The organism is Dactylosporangium cerinum, assembly GCF_042653625.1.
Taxonomy (GTDB): domain Bacteria; phylum Actinomycetota; class Actinomycetes; order Mycobacteriales; family Micromonosporaceae; genus Dactylosporangium; species Dactylosporangium cerinum.
In genome coordinates this window covers 150238-167279 of sequence record NZ_JBHSIU010000019.1, presented here as the reverse complement: position 1 = coordinate 167279, position 17042 = coordinate 150238, and the positions used below count along the sequence as shown (strand labels likewise).

General features: G+C 69.3%; 14 protein-coding genes and 1 tRNA gene. 9 read left to right on the top strand and 6 right to left on the bottom strand.

Annotated features, from left to right (window positions below):
- Window positions 1–30: 30 nt before the first annotated feature.
- The 3 genes from ACFPIJ_RS18495 to ACFPIJ_RS18485 form a co-directional block, all read right to left on the bottom strand.
- A complete protein-coding gene (locus ACFPIJ_RS18495) occupies window positions 31–2109 on the bottom strand; it encodes a hypothetical protein (protein ID WP_380116372.1) in 2079 nt (692 codons plus the stop codon).
- Between the two features lie 67 nt (window positions 2110–2176).
- On the bottom strand, window positions 2177–3052 hold the full coding sequence (locus ACFPIJ_RS18490) for a hypothetical protein (RefSeq protein ID WP_380116371.1): 876 nt from the start codon (window positions 3050–3052) through the stop codon (window positions 2177–2179).
- Window positions 3053–3058: 6 nt separating this feature from the next.
- Complete coding sequence (locus ACFPIJ_RS18485) at window positions 3059–3349, bottom strand: hypothetical protein (protein WP_380116370.1); 291 nt, start codon at window positions 3347–3349, stop codon at window positions 3059–3061.
- Window positions 3350–3465: 116 nt separating this feature from the next.
- Here ACFPIJ_RS18485 and ACFPIJ_RS18480 point away from each other — a divergent pair, with 116 nt between their 5' ends.
- Window positions 3466–4020, top strand: coding sequence for a hypothetical protein (locus ACFPIJ_RS18480; RefSeq protein ID WP_380116369.1), 555 nt, complete (start codon window positions 3466–3468; stop codon window positions 4018–4020).
- A 30-nt stretch (window positions 4021–4050) separates the two neighbouring features.
- Window positions 4051–4866 (top strand): spermidine synthase, encoded by an 816-nt coding sequence (locus tag ACFPIJ_RS18475; RefSeq protein ID WP_380116368.1) that lies wholly within the window; start codon window positions 4051–4053, stop codon window positions 4864–4866.
- A gap of 37 nt (window positions 4867–4903) precedes the next feature.
- On the opposite strand, the gene ACFPIJ_RS18470 is transcribed toward ACFPIJ_RS18475, so the two are convergent.
- A tRNA-Leu gene (locus tag ACFPIJ_RS18470) sits at window positions 4904–4977 on the bottom strand.
- A 118-nt stretch (window positions 4978–5095) separates the two neighbouring features.
- Here ACFPIJ_RS18470 and ACFPIJ_RS18465 point away from each other — a divergent pair.
- From ACFPIJ_RS18465 to ACFPIJ_RS18445, 5 genes are all read left to right on the top strand, one after another.
- Window positions 5096–5707 (top strand): ANTAR domain-containing response regulator, encoded by a 612-nt coding sequence (locus ACFPIJ_RS18465; protein ID WP_380116367.1) that lies wholly within the window; start codon window positions 5096–5098, stop codon window positions 5705–5707.
- 171 nt (window positions 5708–5878) lie between these two features.
- Window positions 5879–7159: a branched-chain amino acid ABC transporter permease gene (locus ACFPIJ_RS18460; RefSeq protein WP_380116366.1), complete on the top strand. Its 1281-nt coding sequence runs from the start codon at window positions 5879–5881 to the stop codon at window positions 7157–7159.
- Between the two features lie 10 nt (window positions 7160–7169).
- Window positions 7170–8165 (top strand): branched-chain amino acid ABC transporter permease, encoded by a 996-nt coding sequence (locus tag ACFPIJ_RS18455; protein WP_380116365.1) that lies wholly within the window; start codon window positions 7170–7172, stop codon window positions 8163–8165.
- Complete coding sequence (locus ACFPIJ_RS18450; protein ID WP_380116364.1) at window positions 8155–9171, top strand: ABC transporter ATP-binding protein; 1017 nt, start codon at window positions 8155–8157, stop codon at window positions 9169–9171. Before ACFPIJ_RS18455 ends, ACFPIJ_RS18450 begins: the two co-directional genes overlap by 11 nt.
- Entirely contained in the window at window positions 9168–9965 is a 798-nt protein-coding gene (locus ACFPIJ_RS18445) for an ABC transporter ATP-binding protein (protein ID WP_380116363.1), read from the top strand. The genes ACFPIJ_RS18450 and ACFPIJ_RS18445 overlap by 4 nt, the downstream gene beginning before the upstream one ends.
- Before the next feature lie 209 nt (window positions 9966–10174).
- Here the strand turns inward: ACFPIJ_RS18445 and ACFPIJ_RS18440 are convergent, their stop codons facing one another.
- Window positions 10175–11431 (bottom strand): ABC transporter substrate-binding protein, encoded by a 1257-nt coding sequence (locus ACFPIJ_RS18440; protein WP_380116362.1) that lies wholly within the window; start codon window positions 11429–11431, stop codon window positions 10175–10177.
- Between the two features lie 247 nt (window positions 11432–11678).
- Between ACFPIJ_RS18440 and polA the strand changes: the two genes are divergently transcribed.
- A complete protein-coding gene (gene polA / locus ACFPIJ_RS18435; RefSeq protein ID WP_380116361.1) occupies window positions 11679–14381 on the top strand; it encodes a DNA polymerase I in 2703 nt (900 codons plus the stop codon).
- Window positions 14382–14454: 73 nt separating this feature from the next.
- On the opposite strand, the gene ACFPIJ_RS18430 is transcribed toward polA, so the two are convergent.
- Window positions 14455–15264, bottom strand: a complete 810-nt coding sequence (locus ACFPIJ_RS18430) for a class I SAM-dependent methyltransferase (RefSeq protein WP_380116360.1) — start codon at window positions 15262–15264, stop codon at window positions 14455–14457.
- Window positions 15265–15522: 258 nt separating this feature from the next.
- Between ACFPIJ_RS18430 and rpsA the strand changes: the two genes are divergently transcribed.
- A complete protein-coding gene (rpsA, locus tag ACFPIJ_RS18425) occupies window positions 15523–17028 on the top strand; it encodes a 30S ribosomal protein S1 (RefSeq protein WP_203849882.1) in 1506 nt (501 codons plus the stop codon).
- Window positions 17029–17042 lie beyond the last annotated feature (14 nt).

The following is a 17042-nucleotide window of genomic DNA, read 5'->3' as shown; positions in this document are numbered from 1 at the left end:
TGTAAAGCGAATGTTCGCTCGCTGAACGTGTCAGACCCGAGTTGCGTTGAAGATCATCGCGGTCATGACGACGCCGCCGGCGGCCGCGTTCGCCAGCATCAGCCGGGGGGAGAGCCGGGTCACCGGGTTGGTCTTGTCGACCGCGGTCGCCTTGCGGTTGCCGGTCGAGAAGGCGGTCAGCTCGATCCCGCCGTCGGCGGTCGGCTTGCAGGTGACCTGCAGCGGGGTCGAGGCGGTGGTCGGCGGGCCGGCGTTCTTCGGCTTCGCCGACGCGGCGAGCTTCACCGGCTGCCCGCCGGTCAGCTTGAAGATCTCGATGACGCCGTCGGCGCCGACCTCGAACGTGTAGCCGTTGCCCAGGTCGGCGCCGTCCAGGCAGGCCGCGCCGATCTTGGCGCCGCCGGCGGCCTTGCCGATCGCGGCGAACTCCAGGTCCATCGCGAAGCCGCCGCCCTGGACCGCGAGGCGCTGCTCGGGGCCGGGCGCGACGCAGCGGGTGTTCGGCTGCTCGGCGGTGACCCGCAGCGCGTCCGGCACCTCGACCTTGCAGCCGGTCGCGGCGCCCCACGGCACCTTCTGCTGCAGCGCGGCGACCGTCTTGGTGCCCTTCAGCGTCCACGGGCCGACCGCGCCGACGGAACACGCGATGACCGGCCGCGCGGTCCAGCCCGGCGGCAGCATCGGCTTCTCCAGGGGCAGGAACGACTGGCCGTACGGCACGCCGAGATACGCGCCGTAGGACTGCTCGCAGACCGCCTTCGCGGCCGCGTCGACGGCGTCGCGGCCCGGGTCAGTGAGGAACGGCAGGTGCCCGACGTAGGTGACCTCGCCGATGTGCGCGGCGTTGCACGGCGTCACGTACCGCAGCTGCGACGACCCGCCGATCCAGTCGAAGCACTCGCCGGCCTTGAGCTCGAACTGGTCGCCGACGAAGAGGTCGGCGGCCGCCTGTGACGGGTCGGCCAGGGCCCGCGCGATCCGGTCGCCGTCGGCGTTGCCGGTGACCTGCAGCCCCTTGTCCAGCAGGGCGAGCAGCGACGGCGACAGGCCGTCGACGGGCACGGCGGTGTCGTGGACCGCCTGCCGGTGGGTGGGGGACAGGCCCGCCACGACGACGACCCTGCCCTGTTCGGTGCGCAGGTAGTACTCGAAGCCCAGCCAGTGCCCGGCGCCGACGCCGAGCAGCGGCACGGCGACCGCGACCGCCAGGACGGCGTAGCCGGTCACGGTGCCCCAGGCCCGGCCGACCGAGGCGGCGATGACCGCGGCCGCGCCGACGAGGATCCCGCCGAGCAGCCCGATCGCGCCGCCGGCGCTGAACACGAGGCGCAGCGGCTCGGCGAGGAGCCAGCCGATCAGCCCACCGGCGCGGGACGTGCCGCCGTCGAAGAGGCTCGGGTTGCCGCGCACCAGGTGCAGCAGGCCGAGCACGGCCAGGGCGATGCCGGTGGTGCGGGTCAGCACCCGCTCGCGCAGGTACTGCAGGGTGGCGACGGTCAGGTCGCGCAGCTCGGCGCCGGTCCACAGCCGCCGGTCGACGAACGGCACGAGCGGCAGCTGCCACGGCCAGGTGGCCCGGGGCAGCCGCGGCAGCGGCCAGAGCAGCAGCAGCGGCAGGACGGGCAGGGCGTAGGCCGCGTAGCCGACCACGAACGTGAAGATCGCCGTGGCGACCCCGTGGACGGGGACCTGCGGCACCCACAGCAGGGCGACGAGCCCGGCGACGGTGAGCGCGATGATGCCGATCCGCGGCCACGACGGGCGTGCGGGCCGGGGCGGACGGGGCTTCTCGAGCGGTTGCTGCTCGGGCGACGGCGACGGCGACGGCGAAGCGGGTGAGGATGCGGGTGCGGCCCCGCGCCGGGCCCGCCGGTGGGTGCCCGACTCGGCGGCGGTGGCGCCCTGCCAGTCGGTGAGCGCGGCCCGCACCTGGTCGGTGGCGGCGATGCCGAGCAGCAGCCCCGCCACGAGGGTCAGTCCGAGCTGCCACACGGGCGGCGCGGGGGCGATCCCGACCAGCGTGGACAGGCCGAGGACGGCCGCGGTTGCGAGAGTCAGCAGCGCGACCGCGGGTAATGCGGCGCGAACGCGCTCACCGACCTCGGACATGGCTCTGGAGCATGGCACCCGCCGTACCCCATCGCAACTGGCCTAAGTCTGCCTTAAAAGTTTGATCTCACATCTGCGTGTGGCCGGCGGCGCAGGCGTCGATGACCGGCTTGAAGGCGTCACGCTCCGCATCGGTGATCTTCAGCTCCGTGTACAGCGGCGGGCCGCCGTCGAGGCTGAGCCAGGCGGGGAACACGTACGGCTTCTTGATCTCCGCCAGGGCGTGCGGCGTGCAGCGCTCGCCGTCGACCACGATCGGCACAGTGATCTCCTGCTGGCCCGGGTTGAGCACGGCGTACGGCTTCGGCGTCTGCTCCCGGGCGGGCAGCGGCAGGACCTCCAGGAGGATGCTGCCGACGAACTCCTGCAGCGTGATCGCCCCGGTGAAGCCGACGCGCTTCATGACGACGGTGCCGTTGAGCCAGCCGCTGGGCAGGTGCGTCCACGGGCCGAAGGTGAGGGTCACCTGCCGGTCCAGGTACGCCTGCTGGCAGTCGATGGCGAGGAGCTTGTCGAGCATCGGGTCGGGGTCGGGCAGCGGCAGCCGCACGTCGTGCAGCTTGCCGTCCCCGGTGCGCACCCCGAAGGTGACGTGCGAGGCGGCGCTGCGCGGCTTGAGCTCGTCGCCCTGGCAGACGCCGGTGCCGTAGGAGACGGGCACGTCGACGCGCAGGCCGCCGACGGGCAGCGGGGCGTCGACGGTGACCGGCCCGACGCCCTTGAACGACGGCGCCTGCAGCTCGACCCGCTCGACGGTGATCTTCGCGGGGCCGTCGTTGTGCATCGAGATCTGCACCGTGTGCCGGACCTCGTCGACCCGGCCCTGGGTCAGCTCGACCCGCAGTTTGACCGGATCTTCCGTCTTGCCGCCGCCGGCGGCAGAGCAACCGCTGGAACAACCGGCGAGGAGAGCGACCACCACGACGAGCGCCAACCGCTTCATAACCGCCTATGTTGGCACGATCCACTGCAGCAGCGCAGACCCAGTTGAGCTCGGCGAGGCGCCCGGCCTGGCGGGCCGCGTCGAACAGCTCGAGGGGGCCTCCCACGGCGTGCCGGCCGGTCCCCGGGTCAGCGCCTCGTAGCCGACGACCTCGGGCCGGTGGCGGCGCCACGAGTCGAGCCGCACGATCGGCTGGAACACGGTGGTGACGGCCCGCGCGTCGATGACGTCGCCGATGCCGCGGATGATGCCCGCGGTCGACCTGTCGGGGCCGCCCGGGCCGCCCGTGCCGTCCATGTCCTTTGGTTCGACCCCGGCTTCCAGAAACTGAGGGTAACTGAGGGTAATTGCCCGAAACTGAGGGTAGTCGCCGTTTGGCGGAGGGTGGGGTCGCTCCGGTAGGTTGGGCGGCGATGCGACGTGTACTGGTGACGCTGCTGCTGGGTCTGACGGTGGGTGCGCTGACGGCGTGCACCGCGTCGGACACCTCCTCCCCGGCCTCGCCGGGCGCCTCCGGCGGGACGGTGCGCACCGGCGGGTGCGGGGCGTCCGCGTCGTCGGCGGACCCCGAGCGCCTGGTGGACGTCGCCGGGCAGATCGGCACCCGTGGCGAGGCCGACTTCGCCGCCGTGTTCGCCGGTGCCAGGGTCGGCGACGAGGGCGTCGAGGTCTACCGAAAGCCGTCCGCCGACCTCGACGCGTGGGTGAGGTCGACGTTTGCCACCTCGTGCGTGATCCTGCACGACGCGCGGTTCTCCGCCCCCGAGCTGGCGAAGCGGTATCAGCAGGTCGGCGACGACACCACGTACTGGAGCGAGCAGGGCGTGCACGTCAACAGCGTGTCCTCGGACTTCGTGCGCGGGGTCGTGGTGGTGGGCACGCAGGAGGTCGACAAGGCCAAGCCGCTGTTCGCCGCCCGCTACGCCGACGGGCCGCCCGTGGAGCTCGTGAACGAGGCACCCGCCTAGATGGGTGCCGCGTAGATGGGTGCTGCGTAGATGGGGACCTGGCGCGAGATCGTCGACGGGATCGGCGAGCGCACCGAGTTCGGCAACGCCAGGCTGGTGCGCGACCCCCGCCGCAAGGGTGGCTGGACGCTGCTCTTCGAAGAGGTCCAGCAGTCATACGTCGACGTGGCCGACCCGACGCACCTGAGTTTCGAGTACGCCCGGCGCATCGCCGCGGTCGTGGACACCATGGCGCCGGCCGGGGCGCCGCTGCGGGTCCTGCACCTCGGCGGTGGCGCCTTCACGATGCCGCGGTACGTCACCGCGACCCGGCCCGGCTCCACGCAGGTGATCGTCGAGCGGGACCGGCAACTGGCCGAGTTCGTGCAGCGGGTCGTGCCGTTGCGCGACCCGGCCGGCATCTCGTTCGTGTTCGGCGACGCCCGGCGGGTCGTGTCCGACATTCCGGCTTCCTCGTACGATCTCGTCATCGGCGACGTGTACGACGCGGCGCAGATGCCGGAAAGCGTGTCGGACGTCACGTTCGCCGCCGAGGTGGCCCGGGTCCTGCGGCCCGACGGGGTCTACGCGGTCAACGTCGCGGACCTCGCGCCCCTGGCCTTCTCCCGGGGGCAGGCGGCCACGCTGCGCACCGCCTTCGATGACCTGTGCCTGCTGGTGCGTCCGGAACTCCTGCGGGGCAGGCGCTTCGGCAACGTGGTTTTTGCGGCGGCGAAGGCACCGGACCGGCTGCCTGTCGCGCGGCTGGCCGCGATCCTCGGCCGGGACCGCCAGCCCGCGCAGGTCGTCAGCGGCGCCGGACTGGACCTGCTGACCGCCGGCGCGGACCCGGTCGTGCTGCCTTGACGGTGTCTCAGGACCGCCGGAACGGGTGAATCGTGCGTGCCCCGGGTGGGATTCGAACCCACACTGTCGGAGGTTTGAGCTCCGTTCCTCTGCCGATTGGGATACCGGGACGAGTACGCCGCACCAGGGTACCCACTAGTCTGATCGCGGTGGTAACCGCCGTCGGGTTGTCAGCCAGTCCAGTGTGAGTCAGTCCATCAGTCCAGTCGAGTCGGATCGGGAGTTGCGCGTGGCCGAGGCACAGAGCCGCCGGGTGCTCATCGCGGAAGACGAGGCGCTCATCCGCCTCGACCTGCGGGAGATGCTCGTCGAGGAGGGCTACGACGTGGTCGGCGAGGCCGGCGACGGCGAGACCGCCGTCCGTCTCGCTGAGGAGCTCAAGCCCGACCTGGTCATCATGGACATCAAGATGCCGATCATGGATGGGCTGGCCGCCGCGGAGAAGATCGCCGGCGCCCGCCTCGCGCCGGTCGTCATCCTCACCGCGTTCAGCCAGCGCGACCTGGTCGAGCGGGCCCGCGCCGCGGGCGCCATGGCGTATCTGGTGAAGCCCTTCCAGAAGAGCGATCTGGTGCCGGCCGTGGAGATCGCCGTGTCGCGGTTCGCGGAGCTCGCGGTGCTCGAGGAGGAGGTCGCCACGCTGACCGACCGGCTCGAGACCCGCAAGGTCGTGGAGCGGGCCAAGGGGCAGCTGATGGCGACCTACCAGATGAACGAGCCGCAGGCTTTCAAATGGATTCAGCGCACCGCGATGGATCACCGAATGACCATGCGCGAAGTGGCTGATCGGATCATCGCGGAAACCGCCGGCGGTAACAGCCCCGTAACCCCGGAGTCCTGACCTTTTACCTGCGCACGGCACGTCTGCGCACGTGACGCTCATGGTCGAATAACGGCTTGGTAACAGCCCGCAATTGGCTTGTGGCGCGGGCTATGATCCGCCAGTCCCGAGGGTCGGGACGGATTGCAGCCATCAGTTATTCGAGGAGCACCATTGCGTAGAGCCGTGATCATGCTCACGGCCTTCCTGGCCTGCCTGATGCTGTCCTTCGGTCTGAGTGCCACAAGCGCGTGGGCCGAAGGGGAAGCACTGCAGGGGACGTTGACGAACAACGGCGCTCCGGTCGCCGGCGTCAAGATCAAAGCGTCAACCCAGGACGGCGCGCCCGCCGGTGAGGACACTTCCGACGAGCAGGGCAAGTGGAGTATTCCGGTAACCGGTCCGGGCACCTACAAGGTGGAACTCGATGTCGCGTCGCTGCCCGCGGGCGTGGGTGTCACCAACAACCGGCCCAGCCTGACCCCGACCGTCGCGGAGGGGCAGGCACGCAACGTGCTGTTCCCGCTCGGCCCGGCCGGCACCACCATCGGCGGCAACCAGCCGGGGACGAAGGACTCGGGTGGCTCCTCGTCGTTCGACCGCTTCGCCGACCTGCTGTACTCCGGCCTGCACTTCTCGCTGATCATCGCCCTCGCGGCGCTCGGCATCTCGCTGATCTTCGGCACCACCGGTCTGACCAACTTCGCCCACGGCGAGATGGTCACCCTGGGCGGCCTGCTCACGTTCCTGTTCAACGTGACGATCGGGATGCCGCTGGTGCTGGCCGGCGTCATCTCGGTGGTGATCGGCGCCGCCCTGGGCTACTTCCAGGACCGCGCGTTCTGGGGCTGGCTGCGCAAGCGCCGCACCAACCTGGTGACCACCATGATCATCTCGATCGGCCTGTCGCTGCTGGTGCGGTACGTCTACCTGTACTTCTTCGGCGGTGAGTCGCGGAACTTCGCCGACTACAACGCCCAGGCGGGCGTGCAGTACGGCCCGTTCCTCATCGCGCCGAAGAACCTGGTCTGCGACGTCATCGCCCTCGTCGTCCTCGCCGGGGTGTCCTTCGCGCTGGTCGGCACCCGGCTGGGCAAGGCGACCCGTGCGGTCGCCGACAACCCCGCCCTGGCCGCCGCGTCCGGCATCAACGTCGACCGCATCATCCGCCTCGTGTGGACGATCGGCGGCGCCCTCGCCGCGCTCAGCGGTGCCATCCTCGGCACCTTCCAGGGCGTCGGCTTCGGTATGGGCTTCCAGATCCTGCTGCTCATCTTCGCCGCGGTGACCCTCGGCGGCTTCGGCACGGCCTGGGGTGCACTGCTCGGCAGCCTCGTCATCGGGTTGTTCATCCAGATCTCCACGCTGTGGATCCCGACCGAGTTGAAGTCTGTGGGCGCCCTCGCGGTGCTGATCGTGATCCTGCTCTTCCGGCCGCAGGGCATCCTCGGTCGCCGGGCCCGGATCGGCTGAGGGGACGACCATGAACTGGAGCAGTATCTTCAGCGTGTCGCTGGAAGCCATCATCGGTTCCACGACCATTGCCTACGCCCTCGCGGCCATCGGCCTCAACGTCCACTTCGGCTACACTGGCCTGCTCAACTTCGGCCAGTCGGCCTTCCTCGGTGTCGGCGCCTACGGCATCGCGATCACCGTGGCCACCTTCAGCCAGTCGCTCTGGCTCGGCGTCGCCATCGGCCTCGCCGCGGCGGTGATCCTCGCGCTGCTGCTCGGTATCCCGACGCTGCGCCTGCGCGCCGACTACCTGGCCATCGTCACGATCGCCGCGGCCGAGATCATCCGGCTCTTCTACCGCGCCACCGACCTGCGCAAGTGGACCGGTGCCTCGGACGGCCTGCAGAGCTTCTCGCAGGACTTCTACGACCTGAACCCGTTCGCCGGCAGCAAGGGCGTCGACCTCGGGCTCATCACGTTCACCGACCGTGAGCTGTGGATCCTGGTCGTCGGCTGGACCCTGGTCGCCATCAGCTGCCTCGTGGTCTACCTGCTCATGAGCAGCCCCTGGGGCCGCGTGCTGAAGGCGATCCGCGAGGACGAGGACGCCGTGCGCAGCCTCGGCAAGAACGTGTTCTCGTACAAGATGCAGTCGCTGGTCCTCGGCGGCGTCATCGGTGCGCTCGGCGGTTTCGTCTTCGCCCTCGACCGGGCGGCGGTCCAGCCGGACACGTACGGCACGGAGTTCACCTTCTTCGCGTACACCATCGTGATCCTCGGCGGCGCGGCCCGGGTCTTCGGTCCGGTCGTCGGTTCGATGATCTTCTGGGTGCTGCTGGTCTTCATCGACTCCACGCTCAGCGAGGCGTCCAACAACAAGGTCTTCCCGGAGTGGTTCATGACCACCTCGCAGGCCGGCTCCGTCCGGTACATCCTGGTCGGTCTCGGCCTCATCCTGCTGCTGATCTACCGGCCGCAGGGCATCTTCGGCGACAAGAGGGAGGTCATGCTCGATGGACGTTGAGAAGTCCGACCGGGCCGCCCGGACGCGAGCCGTGCAGGCCCTGGCCGGCCTGCCCTGCGAGCCCGGCATCCCGAAGCCCGACCCGATCCTGGTCGCCGACAACGTGGTGCGCCGTTTCGGCGGCCTCACCGCCGTCGACGTGAAGCACGTCGAGGTCCAGCGCGGCTCCATCACGGCACTGATCGGCCCCAACGGTGCCGGCAAGACGACGTTCTTCAACCTGCTCACCGGCTTCGACGCGCCGGACGAGGGCAGCTGGACGTTCAACGGCCGGTCGCTGTCCGGGGTGTCGGCGCACAAGGTCGCGCGGGCCGGCATGGTCCGCACCTTCCAGCTCACGAAGGCCCTGTCCAAGCTCAGGGTCATCGACAACATGCGGCTCGGCGCCACCGGGCAGCGTGGCGAGACCTTCTGGCGCGCGCTGCTGCCCGGCACCTGGAAACAGCAGGAGGCCGAGATCACCGCGCGCGCCGAGGACCTGCTGACCCGGTTCAAGCTCATCGCCAAGCGGGACGACTTCGCCGGCAGCCTCTCCGGCGGCCAGCGCAAGCTCCTGGAGATGGCCCGGGCCCTGATGGTCCAGCCGGAGATGGTCATGCTCGACGAGCCGATGGCCGGGGTCAACCCGGCGCTGACGCAGTCGCTGCTCGGCCACGTCAAGCAGCTGCGCGAGGACGGCATGACCGTGCTGTTCGTCGAGCACGACATGGACATGGTCCACGACATCAGCGACTGGATCATCGTCATGGGGCAGGGCGGCGTCATCGCCGAGGGCACCCCGGACAAGGTCATGGCCGACCCGCGGGTGATCGACGCCTACCTCGGCGCGCACCACGACGGCGCGGTCAAGACCGTCGGCGGCGAGGAGGTGGACGCCGGTGACCTCGAGGAGAGCGGCGGCGTGACCCTCATCGGCGCCGTCGACGAGCTGTCGCTGGACGACCCGTCCGGCTCGGCTACGTCTCCGGTTTCAGGCGGCGACGATTTCAAGAGGGGGCCGGCATGACCGCACCGATCGAAGACGACATCCCGGTCAGCAACGAGATCGTCGACCGCGGCGACCACCTGGCGCACGCCGACGGGGCGGTCCTGCGGGCCGACGACGTCGTCGCGGGCTACCTGCCCGGCGTCAACATCCTCAACGGCGCCGACCTGTACGTGCACGACGGCGAGCTCGTGGGCATCATCGGCCCCAACGGCGCCGGCAAGTCGACCCTCCTGAAAGCCATGTTCGGCCTGGTCAACATCCGCTCGGGTCAGGTGACCCTGCGCGGGGAGAACATCACCAACCTCAAGGCGCACGCGCTGGTGGAGCGGGGCATCGGCTTCGTCCCCCAGAACAACAACGTGTTCGCGGCGCTGACCATCGAAGAGAACCTGCAGATGGGCACGTTCCTGAAGCCGAAGCGCTACAAGGAGCGCTTCGACTTCGTGACCCAGCTGTTCCCGACCCTGGCCGAGCGGCGCAAGCAGCGGGCCGGGCTCATGTCCGGCGGTGAGCGGCAGATGGTCGCCATGGCCCGGGCGCTCATGATGGAGCCGACCGTGCTGCTGCTCGACGAGCCCTCAGCGGGCCTCTCGCCGGCGCTGCAGGACGAGGTGTTCTTCCGGACCAAGCAGATCAACTCGACCGGTGTGACGGTCGTGATGGTCGAGCAGAACGCCCGCAGGTGCCTGCAGATCTGCGACCGGGGTTATGTGCTCGATCAGGGCCGCAATGCCTACACCGCGTCGGGTCAGGACCTGATCAACGACCCGCGGGTCATCGAGTTGTATCTGGGCACGCTCGCCCGCGCCTGAACCATCGTTTTTGTCAGACGGAAATCCCGCGCCCCCCGAACGGGGGACGCGGGATTTCCGTTGCCGTGCACCGGTTCGCTTCGTCGGGCATTTGATATTCGCGGGCCCCGCGCTTCGCGTGAGCGGCCATACAAGCGGTGTTATGGCAGTGGTGACATGGAAAAAGGGCCCCACCGCCGTGGCGGTGGGGCCCTTGTTCGCTATTCAGATCAGATCTTGCCGTTCTGGTACTTCACGTCCGACGTGAGCTTGTTGTTCTCGTCGTAGGTGTAGACACCGATGGTGGCCTCGGCCGGGTCACCGGCGTCGTTGAAGGAGATCGGGCCGCTCAGGCCGTCGTAGTCGATGTCCTTCTTGGCCTTGAGCAGGTCGGCGCAGGACTTGAAGTCCGTGCACTTCTCGCCACCCTTGGACACGGTGCCCAGGTGCTTCGCGATCTCGCCCGGGTTGTCGCTGCCGGCCTCGAGGGCCGCGAGGGCCGCGAGGATGGTGGCGTCGTAGGACTCGACGGCGTAGTTCCAGTCCTTGAGGTCCTTGTTGATCTCAAGGGCCTTCTTCTTGAAGTCGTCCTTGGTCGCGGCGCCGGGCTGGGTGCCCTTGAAGCCCTTCAGCGTGCCGGGGGCGAAGTCCTTCGAGTAGTCGGCGATGTTGCCGTCCACGAAGTACCACTTCTTGGTCTTGAGGCCGGCCTCGATCAGCTTGGGGACGATCTTCTTGGTCTCGTCGAAGCCGATGATCGCGATGGCGTCCGGGTTGGCGGCCTTGATCTTCGCCACGTCGGCCGAGAAGTCCGCGGCCTTCGGGTCGTAGGTCACCGACACGGCGACCTTGCCGCCGCCGCTCTCGATCTCCGCCTTGGCGTTCTCGGCGAGGCCGGTGCCGTAGGAGTCGTTGAGGACCAGCATGCCGGTGGTGGCGTTGCCGTCCTGGACGATCAGGTCACCGAGGACGCGGCCCTGCAGCGTGTCCGGCGGGGCGGTCCGGAAGTAGAGGCCCTTGTCGTTGTAGGTGGTCAGCGCCGTCGACGTGTTGGCCGGCGAGATCTGGACCACGCCCGCACCGGTGATCTTGTCGATCACGGACAGCGAGACGGACGACGAGGCAGCACCGATGATGACATCGGTCTTGTCCGTGAGCAGCTTGTTCACCGACTGGGTGGCGATGTCCGTGGAGGTGTCGCCCGAGTCCATGTGCTGGATCGTGACGGGCTTGCCCAGCACGCCACCGTTGGCGTTGATCTCCTTGATCGCGACGTCGACGCCCGCGAACTCCGGGGGGCCGAGGAAGGCCAGCGAACCGGTCTGCGGCAGGATCGTGCCGATCTTCAGAACGCCGTCGCCGGGAGTGGCGCCACCGGTGGTCGCGCTCGTGCTCGGGCTATCTGCATCGTCACCACATGCACTGAGTGCCAGGACGGCAGCGCTCAGCACGGCGACCGAGCGCCATGCGAGGTTGGGGCGGATCATCACCTGTCTCCTTTTTACAGCGCGGTAGGCGTGGTTGCGCCTAGATGCCAAGACGCTGATGAAGCCAGAACCTAATGAAACTCCTGGGCTGGCACTAGGCCTTCGGGGCAACACGCCCTAGGAAGTTGCGCAGTCGTAATCTTCCTGTTCGCAACCGTCGCGGGAATCGCTTTGTCGCGTCACTGCGTGAGGTCCCGTGCGGGTCCACTGCCGGGAAGTGTCATACCCCCGGACTAGGCTCGCAGGTGTGACGGGTTCAACAGACACCAGGCTCCTGCTGCTCGACGGGCACTCCCTCGCCTACCGGGCGTTCTTCGCCCTCCCCGCGGAGAACTTCTCGACCAAGACGGGGCAGGTGACCAACGCCGTCTTCGGCTTCACGTCGATGCTGATCAACATGCTGCGGGACGAGAAGCCCACGCATGTGGCGGTCGCCTTCGATGTGTCGCGTCAGACCTTCCGCCTGGAGAAGTATGCGGAATACAAGGCCAACCGGTCCACGACCCGGCCCGAGTTCGCCGGTCAGGTCGACCTGATCAAGGAGATCCTCAACGCGCTGCGGATCCCCTTCATCGAGAAGCCGGGCTACGAGGCCGACGACGTGATCGCCACGCTCGCCCGCGAGGCCGCCGCGAAGGGCATCCACACCTCGATCATCACCGGCGACCGCGACGCGTTTCAGCTGGTCACCGACCTGGTCACGGTGCTCTACCTCAAGCGCGGCGTCTCGGAGATGGACCGCATGACGCCCGCCAAGGTCGAGGAGCGTTACGGCATCCCGCCGTCGCTCTACCGGGCGAAGGCCGCGCTCGTCGGCGAGGACAGCGACAACCTCTCCGGCGTGCCCGGCGTCGGCGACAAGACCGCCGCCAAGTGGATCCTGCAGTTCGGCGACCTCGACGGGATCATCGCCCGGGTCGACGAGATCAAGGGCAAGGCCGGCGAGAGCGTGCGGGCCCACCTGGCCGACGTCATGCGCAACTACGACCTCAACGGCCTCGTCGACGACCTGGAGCTGCCGATCACCCCGGACGAGCTGCAGTGGCGCGGCTGGGACCGCGAGGCGGTCCACCAGGTCTTCGACGCCCTGGAGTTCCGGATCCTGCGCGACCGGCTCTACCAGTATCTCGACGCGGTCGAGCCGGAGGCCGAGAGCGGCTTCGACCTGGCCGGCAGCGTGCTGCGCTCCGGTGAGGGCGACGGCGTCGGCGGCTGGCTCGCCGAGCATGCGCCGGCCGGCACCCGGGTCGGCGTCGCCGTGGCCGGCAAGTTCGGCCGCGGCACCGGTGAGGTCACCGGCGTCGGCCTCGCGGTCGCCGGTGGCCCGGCCGCCTGGTTCGACCCGACCGAGCTCGACCCGGCCGACGACGCCGCCGTGGGGGAGTGGCTCGCCGCCGACGACCGGCTCAAGATCCTGCACGACGTGAAGCCCGCCCGGCTCGCGTTCGGCGTCCGGGGCTGGGACCTGCGGGGCGTCGCCAGCGACACCGCCATCGAGGCGTATCTGGCCCGCCCCGACCAGCGCTCCTATGAGCTGACCGACCTGGCCCTGCGGTATCTCAAGCGCGAGCTGCGGGTCGACACCCCGGACAACGGCCAGCTGACGCTGGACGGCCTGGGCGGCAACACCGGGGAGGCGGAGGAGAATCTCATGCTCCGCGCCCGCGCCACGCTCGACCTGGCCGAGGCGATCGCCGAGGAGCTGCGCCGCGACGGTGACTCCTCCGCCCGGCTGCTCGCCGAGGTGGAGCTGCCCCTGGTCACGGTCCTCGCCGAGATGGAGCGGGTCGGCATCGCCGCCGACACCGACTATCTCAGCGAGCTGGAGTCGAGGTTCGCCAGCAACGTCAAGGCCGCCGCCCAGGGCGCCTATGAGGTGATCGGCCGGGAGTTCAACCTCGGCTCGCCCAAGCAGCTGCAGGAGATCCTGTTCACCGAGCTCGGCCTGCCGAAGACGAAGCGGATCAAGACCGGCTACACCACCGACGCCGAGGCGCTGCAGAGCCTGCACAAGCAGACGGAGCACCCGCTGCTCGCGCACCTGCTGAGCCACCGGGACTGGGCCAAGCTCAAGACCACCGTGGACGGGCTGCTGAAGTCGGTCAGCGACGACGGCCGCATCCACACCACCTACTACCAGACCGTCGCGGCCACCGGCCGGCTGTCCAGCACCGACCCCAACCTGCAGAACATCCCGATCCGCACCGAGGACGGCCGGCAGATCCGCCGCGCGTTCATCGTCGGCGACGGCTTCGAGACCCTGCTCACCGCCGACTACAGCCAGATCGAGATGCGGATCATGGCCCATCTGTCGAAGGACGAGGCGCTGATCGAGGCGTTCAACTCCGGTTTCGACTTCCACGCCGCGACCGCGTCCTCGGTCTTCTCGATCCCCGCCGCCGGGGTCGTCCCCGACCAGCGCCGCAAGATCAAGGCGATGAACTACGGCCTCGCCTACGGCCTGTCCTCCTACGGCCTGGGCAGCCAGCTCGGCATCACCCCCGCCGAGGCCACGGTCCTCATGGAGGAGTATTTCGCCACGTTCGGCGGGGTCCGCGACTACCTGCGCCAGATCGTGGTGCAGGCCCGCCGCGACGGCTACACCGAGACGGTGCTGGGTCGCCGCCGCTACCTGCCGGACCTCAACAGCGACAACCGGCAGCGGCGTGAGATGGCCGAGCGGATGGCGCTCAACGCGCCGATCCAGGGCTCCGCGGCCGACATCATCAAGGTTGCCATGCTGCGCGTCGACGAGGCGTTGCGCACCGCCGGCCTGCGCTCGCGCATGCTCCTGCAGGTCCACGACGAGCTGGTCTTCGAGGTCGCCCCCGGCGAGCACGACGCGGTCGAGGCGCTGGTGCGCGAGCAGATGGGCGCCGCGTATCCGCTCGACGTGCCGCTCGGCGTCTCGGTCGGCTCCGGCCGCGACTGGAACGCCGCCGACCACTGACCCGCTGTCCGCCGCGGCCGCACTTTCGAGCGGCCGCGGCGAGCGGGTGCGGGCCGGCGGGCCGGCAGTGCCGTCAGGCCGGCTTGGTGGCGACGAAGATCGCCGTGCCCGGGAAGATCCGGCCGCGCAGCGGGCTCCACTGGCCCCACGTGCCCTGGTGGTCGTCGGGCCACTCCGGCTCGACGAGGTCGTCGAGGACGAAGCCGGCCGCGACGAGCTCGCGGATGCGGTCGCCGAGCGTGCGGTGCTGCTCCACGTAGGTCGGGACGCGCGCCTCGTCCTGCTCGACGTAGGCGCGGCGGTCGAAGTAGGAGTGCACGGCGACCAGGCCGCCCTCACCCGGGTCGTCGAGGAACACCCAGCGCATCGGATGGGTGATGGAGAACGCCCAGCGGCCGCCGGGACGCAGGACGCGGAACACCTCGCGCATGACCCGGCCCGAGTCGGCGACGAACGGCACCGCCCCGAAAGCGGTGCACACGACGTCGAATACGCCCTGGGCGAACGGCAGGGCGGCCGCGTCGGCCTGGAGGAGCGGCACGCGTACACCCGATCGGGTGGACCCGGCGTCCGCGTGGCGGAGCATTCCGGCGGACAGGTCGCTGGCCACGACCCTCGCGCCCTGCGTGCGCAGCCAGCGGGAGCACGACGCGGCGCCGCAGCCGATCTCCAGGACGTCCTTGCCTGCGACGTCACCGAGGAGGTGCGCGTCGGCCTCACGCAGGCCCTCCGGGCACCAGACGAAGTCGACGTCACCGAGGAACGCGCCGTGTTCGGCCTGGTAGGCGTCGGCGTCGGCGTCCCACCAGCCCCGGCTCGCGCGGCGGCTCTCGGCCGGGTTCACTGCGCGTCGTGTGACGCCTGCGTCTGGTGACGTTTCCATGGACTGCAACGGTAGGCCCCGCAAAAGTCGGCGGATCGGGTCTGGGGGAGGGTTGGACCATGTGGTATTGCGCAGGGTAGGCTGATCGGTGCACTCGTGGGTTGTGCGCCTCGGCATGGAGCAGGCTCACGGTCGTCCGACACATCCTGAGCTTCCAATGCACTGATCCTGCACTGCAGACAGGCGGGTTGTGCCCGACGATGATCCGCGGGAGCGCAGGTCCACCGAAGTCACCCACCGACCGGAGCAACAACCCACATGACGAGCAGCATCGAGGCCACCTCGAGCGCCAGCAGCAACAAGGTCGTCGACGAACTCGCGTCCGATGAGGCGTTCCTCGCCGCGATCGACGAGACCATCAAGTACTTCAACGACGGCGACATCGTCGAAGGCACCGTCGTCAAGGTCGACCGGGACGAGGTCCTGCTCGACATCGGCTACAAGACCGAGGGTGTCATCCCCTCGCGCGAGTTGTCGATCAAGCATGATGTCGACCCTGCTGAGGTCGTGTCGGTCGGTGACCACATCGAGGCCCTGGTCCTTCAGAAGGAGGACAAGGAAGGGCGCCTGATCCTCTCGAAGAAGCGCGCGCAGTACGAGCGGGCGTGGGGCACGATCGAGAAGATCAAGGAAGACGACGGCATCGTCCGTGGCTCCGTCATCGAGGTGGTCAAGGGTGGTCTCATCCTCGACATCGGGCTCCGTGGCTTCCTGCCGGCGTCCCTGGTCGAGATGCGCCGGGTCCGTGACCTGCAGCCGTATGTCGGCCGCGAGCTCGAGGCGAAGATCATCGAGCTGGACAAGAACCGCAACAACGTGGTCCTGTCCCGCCGGGCCTACCTCGAGCAGACCCAGTCCGAGGTGCGCACCGAGTTCCTGCACAAGCTGCAGAAGGGCCAGGTCCGCAAGGGCGTCGTGTCCTCGATCGTCAACTTCGGTGCGTTCGTCGATCTCGGTGGCGTCGACGGCCTGGTGCACGTGTCCGAGCTGTCCTGGAAGCACATCGACCACCCGTCCGAGGTCGTCGAGGTCGGCCAGGAGGTCGAGGTCGAGGTGCTCGACGTCGACCTGGACCGTGAGCGCGTCTCCCTGTCGCTGAAGGCGACCCAGGAAGACCCGTGGCGCCAGTTCGCCCGCACCCACGCGATCCAGCAGATCGTCCCGGGCAAGGTCACCAAGCTCGTCCCGTTCGGCGCGTTCGTCCGCGTCGACGACGGTATCGAGGGCCTGGTGCACATCTCCGAGCTGGCCGAGCGCCACGTGGAGATCCCGGAGCAGGTCGTGCAGGTCGGCTCCGACGTCATGGTCAAGGTCATCGACATCGACCTCGAGCGTCGCCGGATCTCGCTGTCGCTCAAGCAGGCCAACGAGGGCTTCGTCGAGGGCGAGGAGCACTTCGACCCGACCCTCTACGGCATGTCGGCCACGTATGACGAGCAGGGCAACTACATCTACCCGGAGGGCTTCGACCCGGAGACCGCCGAGTGGATGGCGGGCTTCGAGAAGCAGCGCGAGGCGTGGGAGCAGCAGTACGCTGAGGCCCGCCAGCGCTGGGAGGCCCACACCAAGCAGGTGCAGACGGCCCGCCAGGCCGACGCCGCCGAGCCCGCCGCCGCAGCTGCGGCCGGTGGCTCGACGAGCAGCGGCCCGGTGACCTCGTCGACGCCGACCGCGGCCCGCGCCCCGGAGGAGCCGGCAGGCACCCTCGCGACGGACGAGGCCCTGGCCGCCCTGCGCGAGAAGCTGGCCGGCGGCAAGAGCTGACGGCTCGCCGAACA

Coding starts and splice junctions, on each gene's coding strand:
- ACFPIJ_RS18490 (WP_380116371.1), bottom strand. CDS start 3,052: ATGAAGCGGTTGGCGCTCGTCGTGGTGGTCGCTCTCCTCGCCGGTTGT.
- ACFPIJ_RS18485 (WP_380116370.1), bottom strand. CDS start 3,349: ATGGACGGCACGGGCGGCCCGGGCGGCCCCGACAGGTCGACCGCGGGC.
- ACFPIJ_RS18480 (WP_380116369.1), top strand. CDS start 3,466: ATGCGACGTGTACTGGTGACGCTGCTGCTGGGTCTGACGGTGGGTGCG.
- ACFPIJ_RS18495 (WP_380116372.1), bottom strand. CDS start 2,109: ATGTCCGAGGTCGGTGAGCGCGTTCGCGCCGCATTACCCGCGGTCGCG.
- rpsA (WP_203849882.1), top strand. CDS start 15,523: ATGACGAGCAGCATCGAGGCCACCTCGAGCGCCAGCAGCAACAAGGTC.
- ACFPIJ_RS18440 (WP_380116362.1), bottom strand. CDS start 11,431: ATGATCCGCCCCAACCTCGCATGGCGCTCGGTCGCCGTGCTGAGCGCT.
- ACFPIJ_RS18475 (WP_380116368.1), top strand. CDS start 4,051: ATGGGGACCTGGCGCGAGATCGTCGACGGGATCGGCGAGCGCACCGAG.
- ACFPIJ_RS18430 (WP_380116360.1), bottom strand. CDS start 15,264: ATGGAAACGTCACCAGACGCAGGCGTCACACGACGCGCAGTGAACCCG.
- ACFPIJ_RS18455 (WP_380116365.1), top strand. CDS start 7,170: ATGAACTGGAGCAGTATCTTCAGCGTGTCGCTGGAAGCCATCATCGGT.
- ACFPIJ_RS18460 (WP_380116366.1), top strand. CDS start 5,879: ATGCTCACGGCCTTCCTGGCCTGCCTGATGCTGTCCTTCGGTCTGAGT.
- ACFPIJ_RS18450 (WP_380116364.1), top strand. CDS start 8,155: ATGGACGTTGAGAAGTCCGACCGGGCCGCCCGGACGCGAGCCGTGCAG.
- ACFPIJ_RS18445 (WP_380116363.1), top strand. CDS start 9,168: ATGACCGCACCGATCGAAGACGACATCCCGGTCAGCAACGAGATCGTC.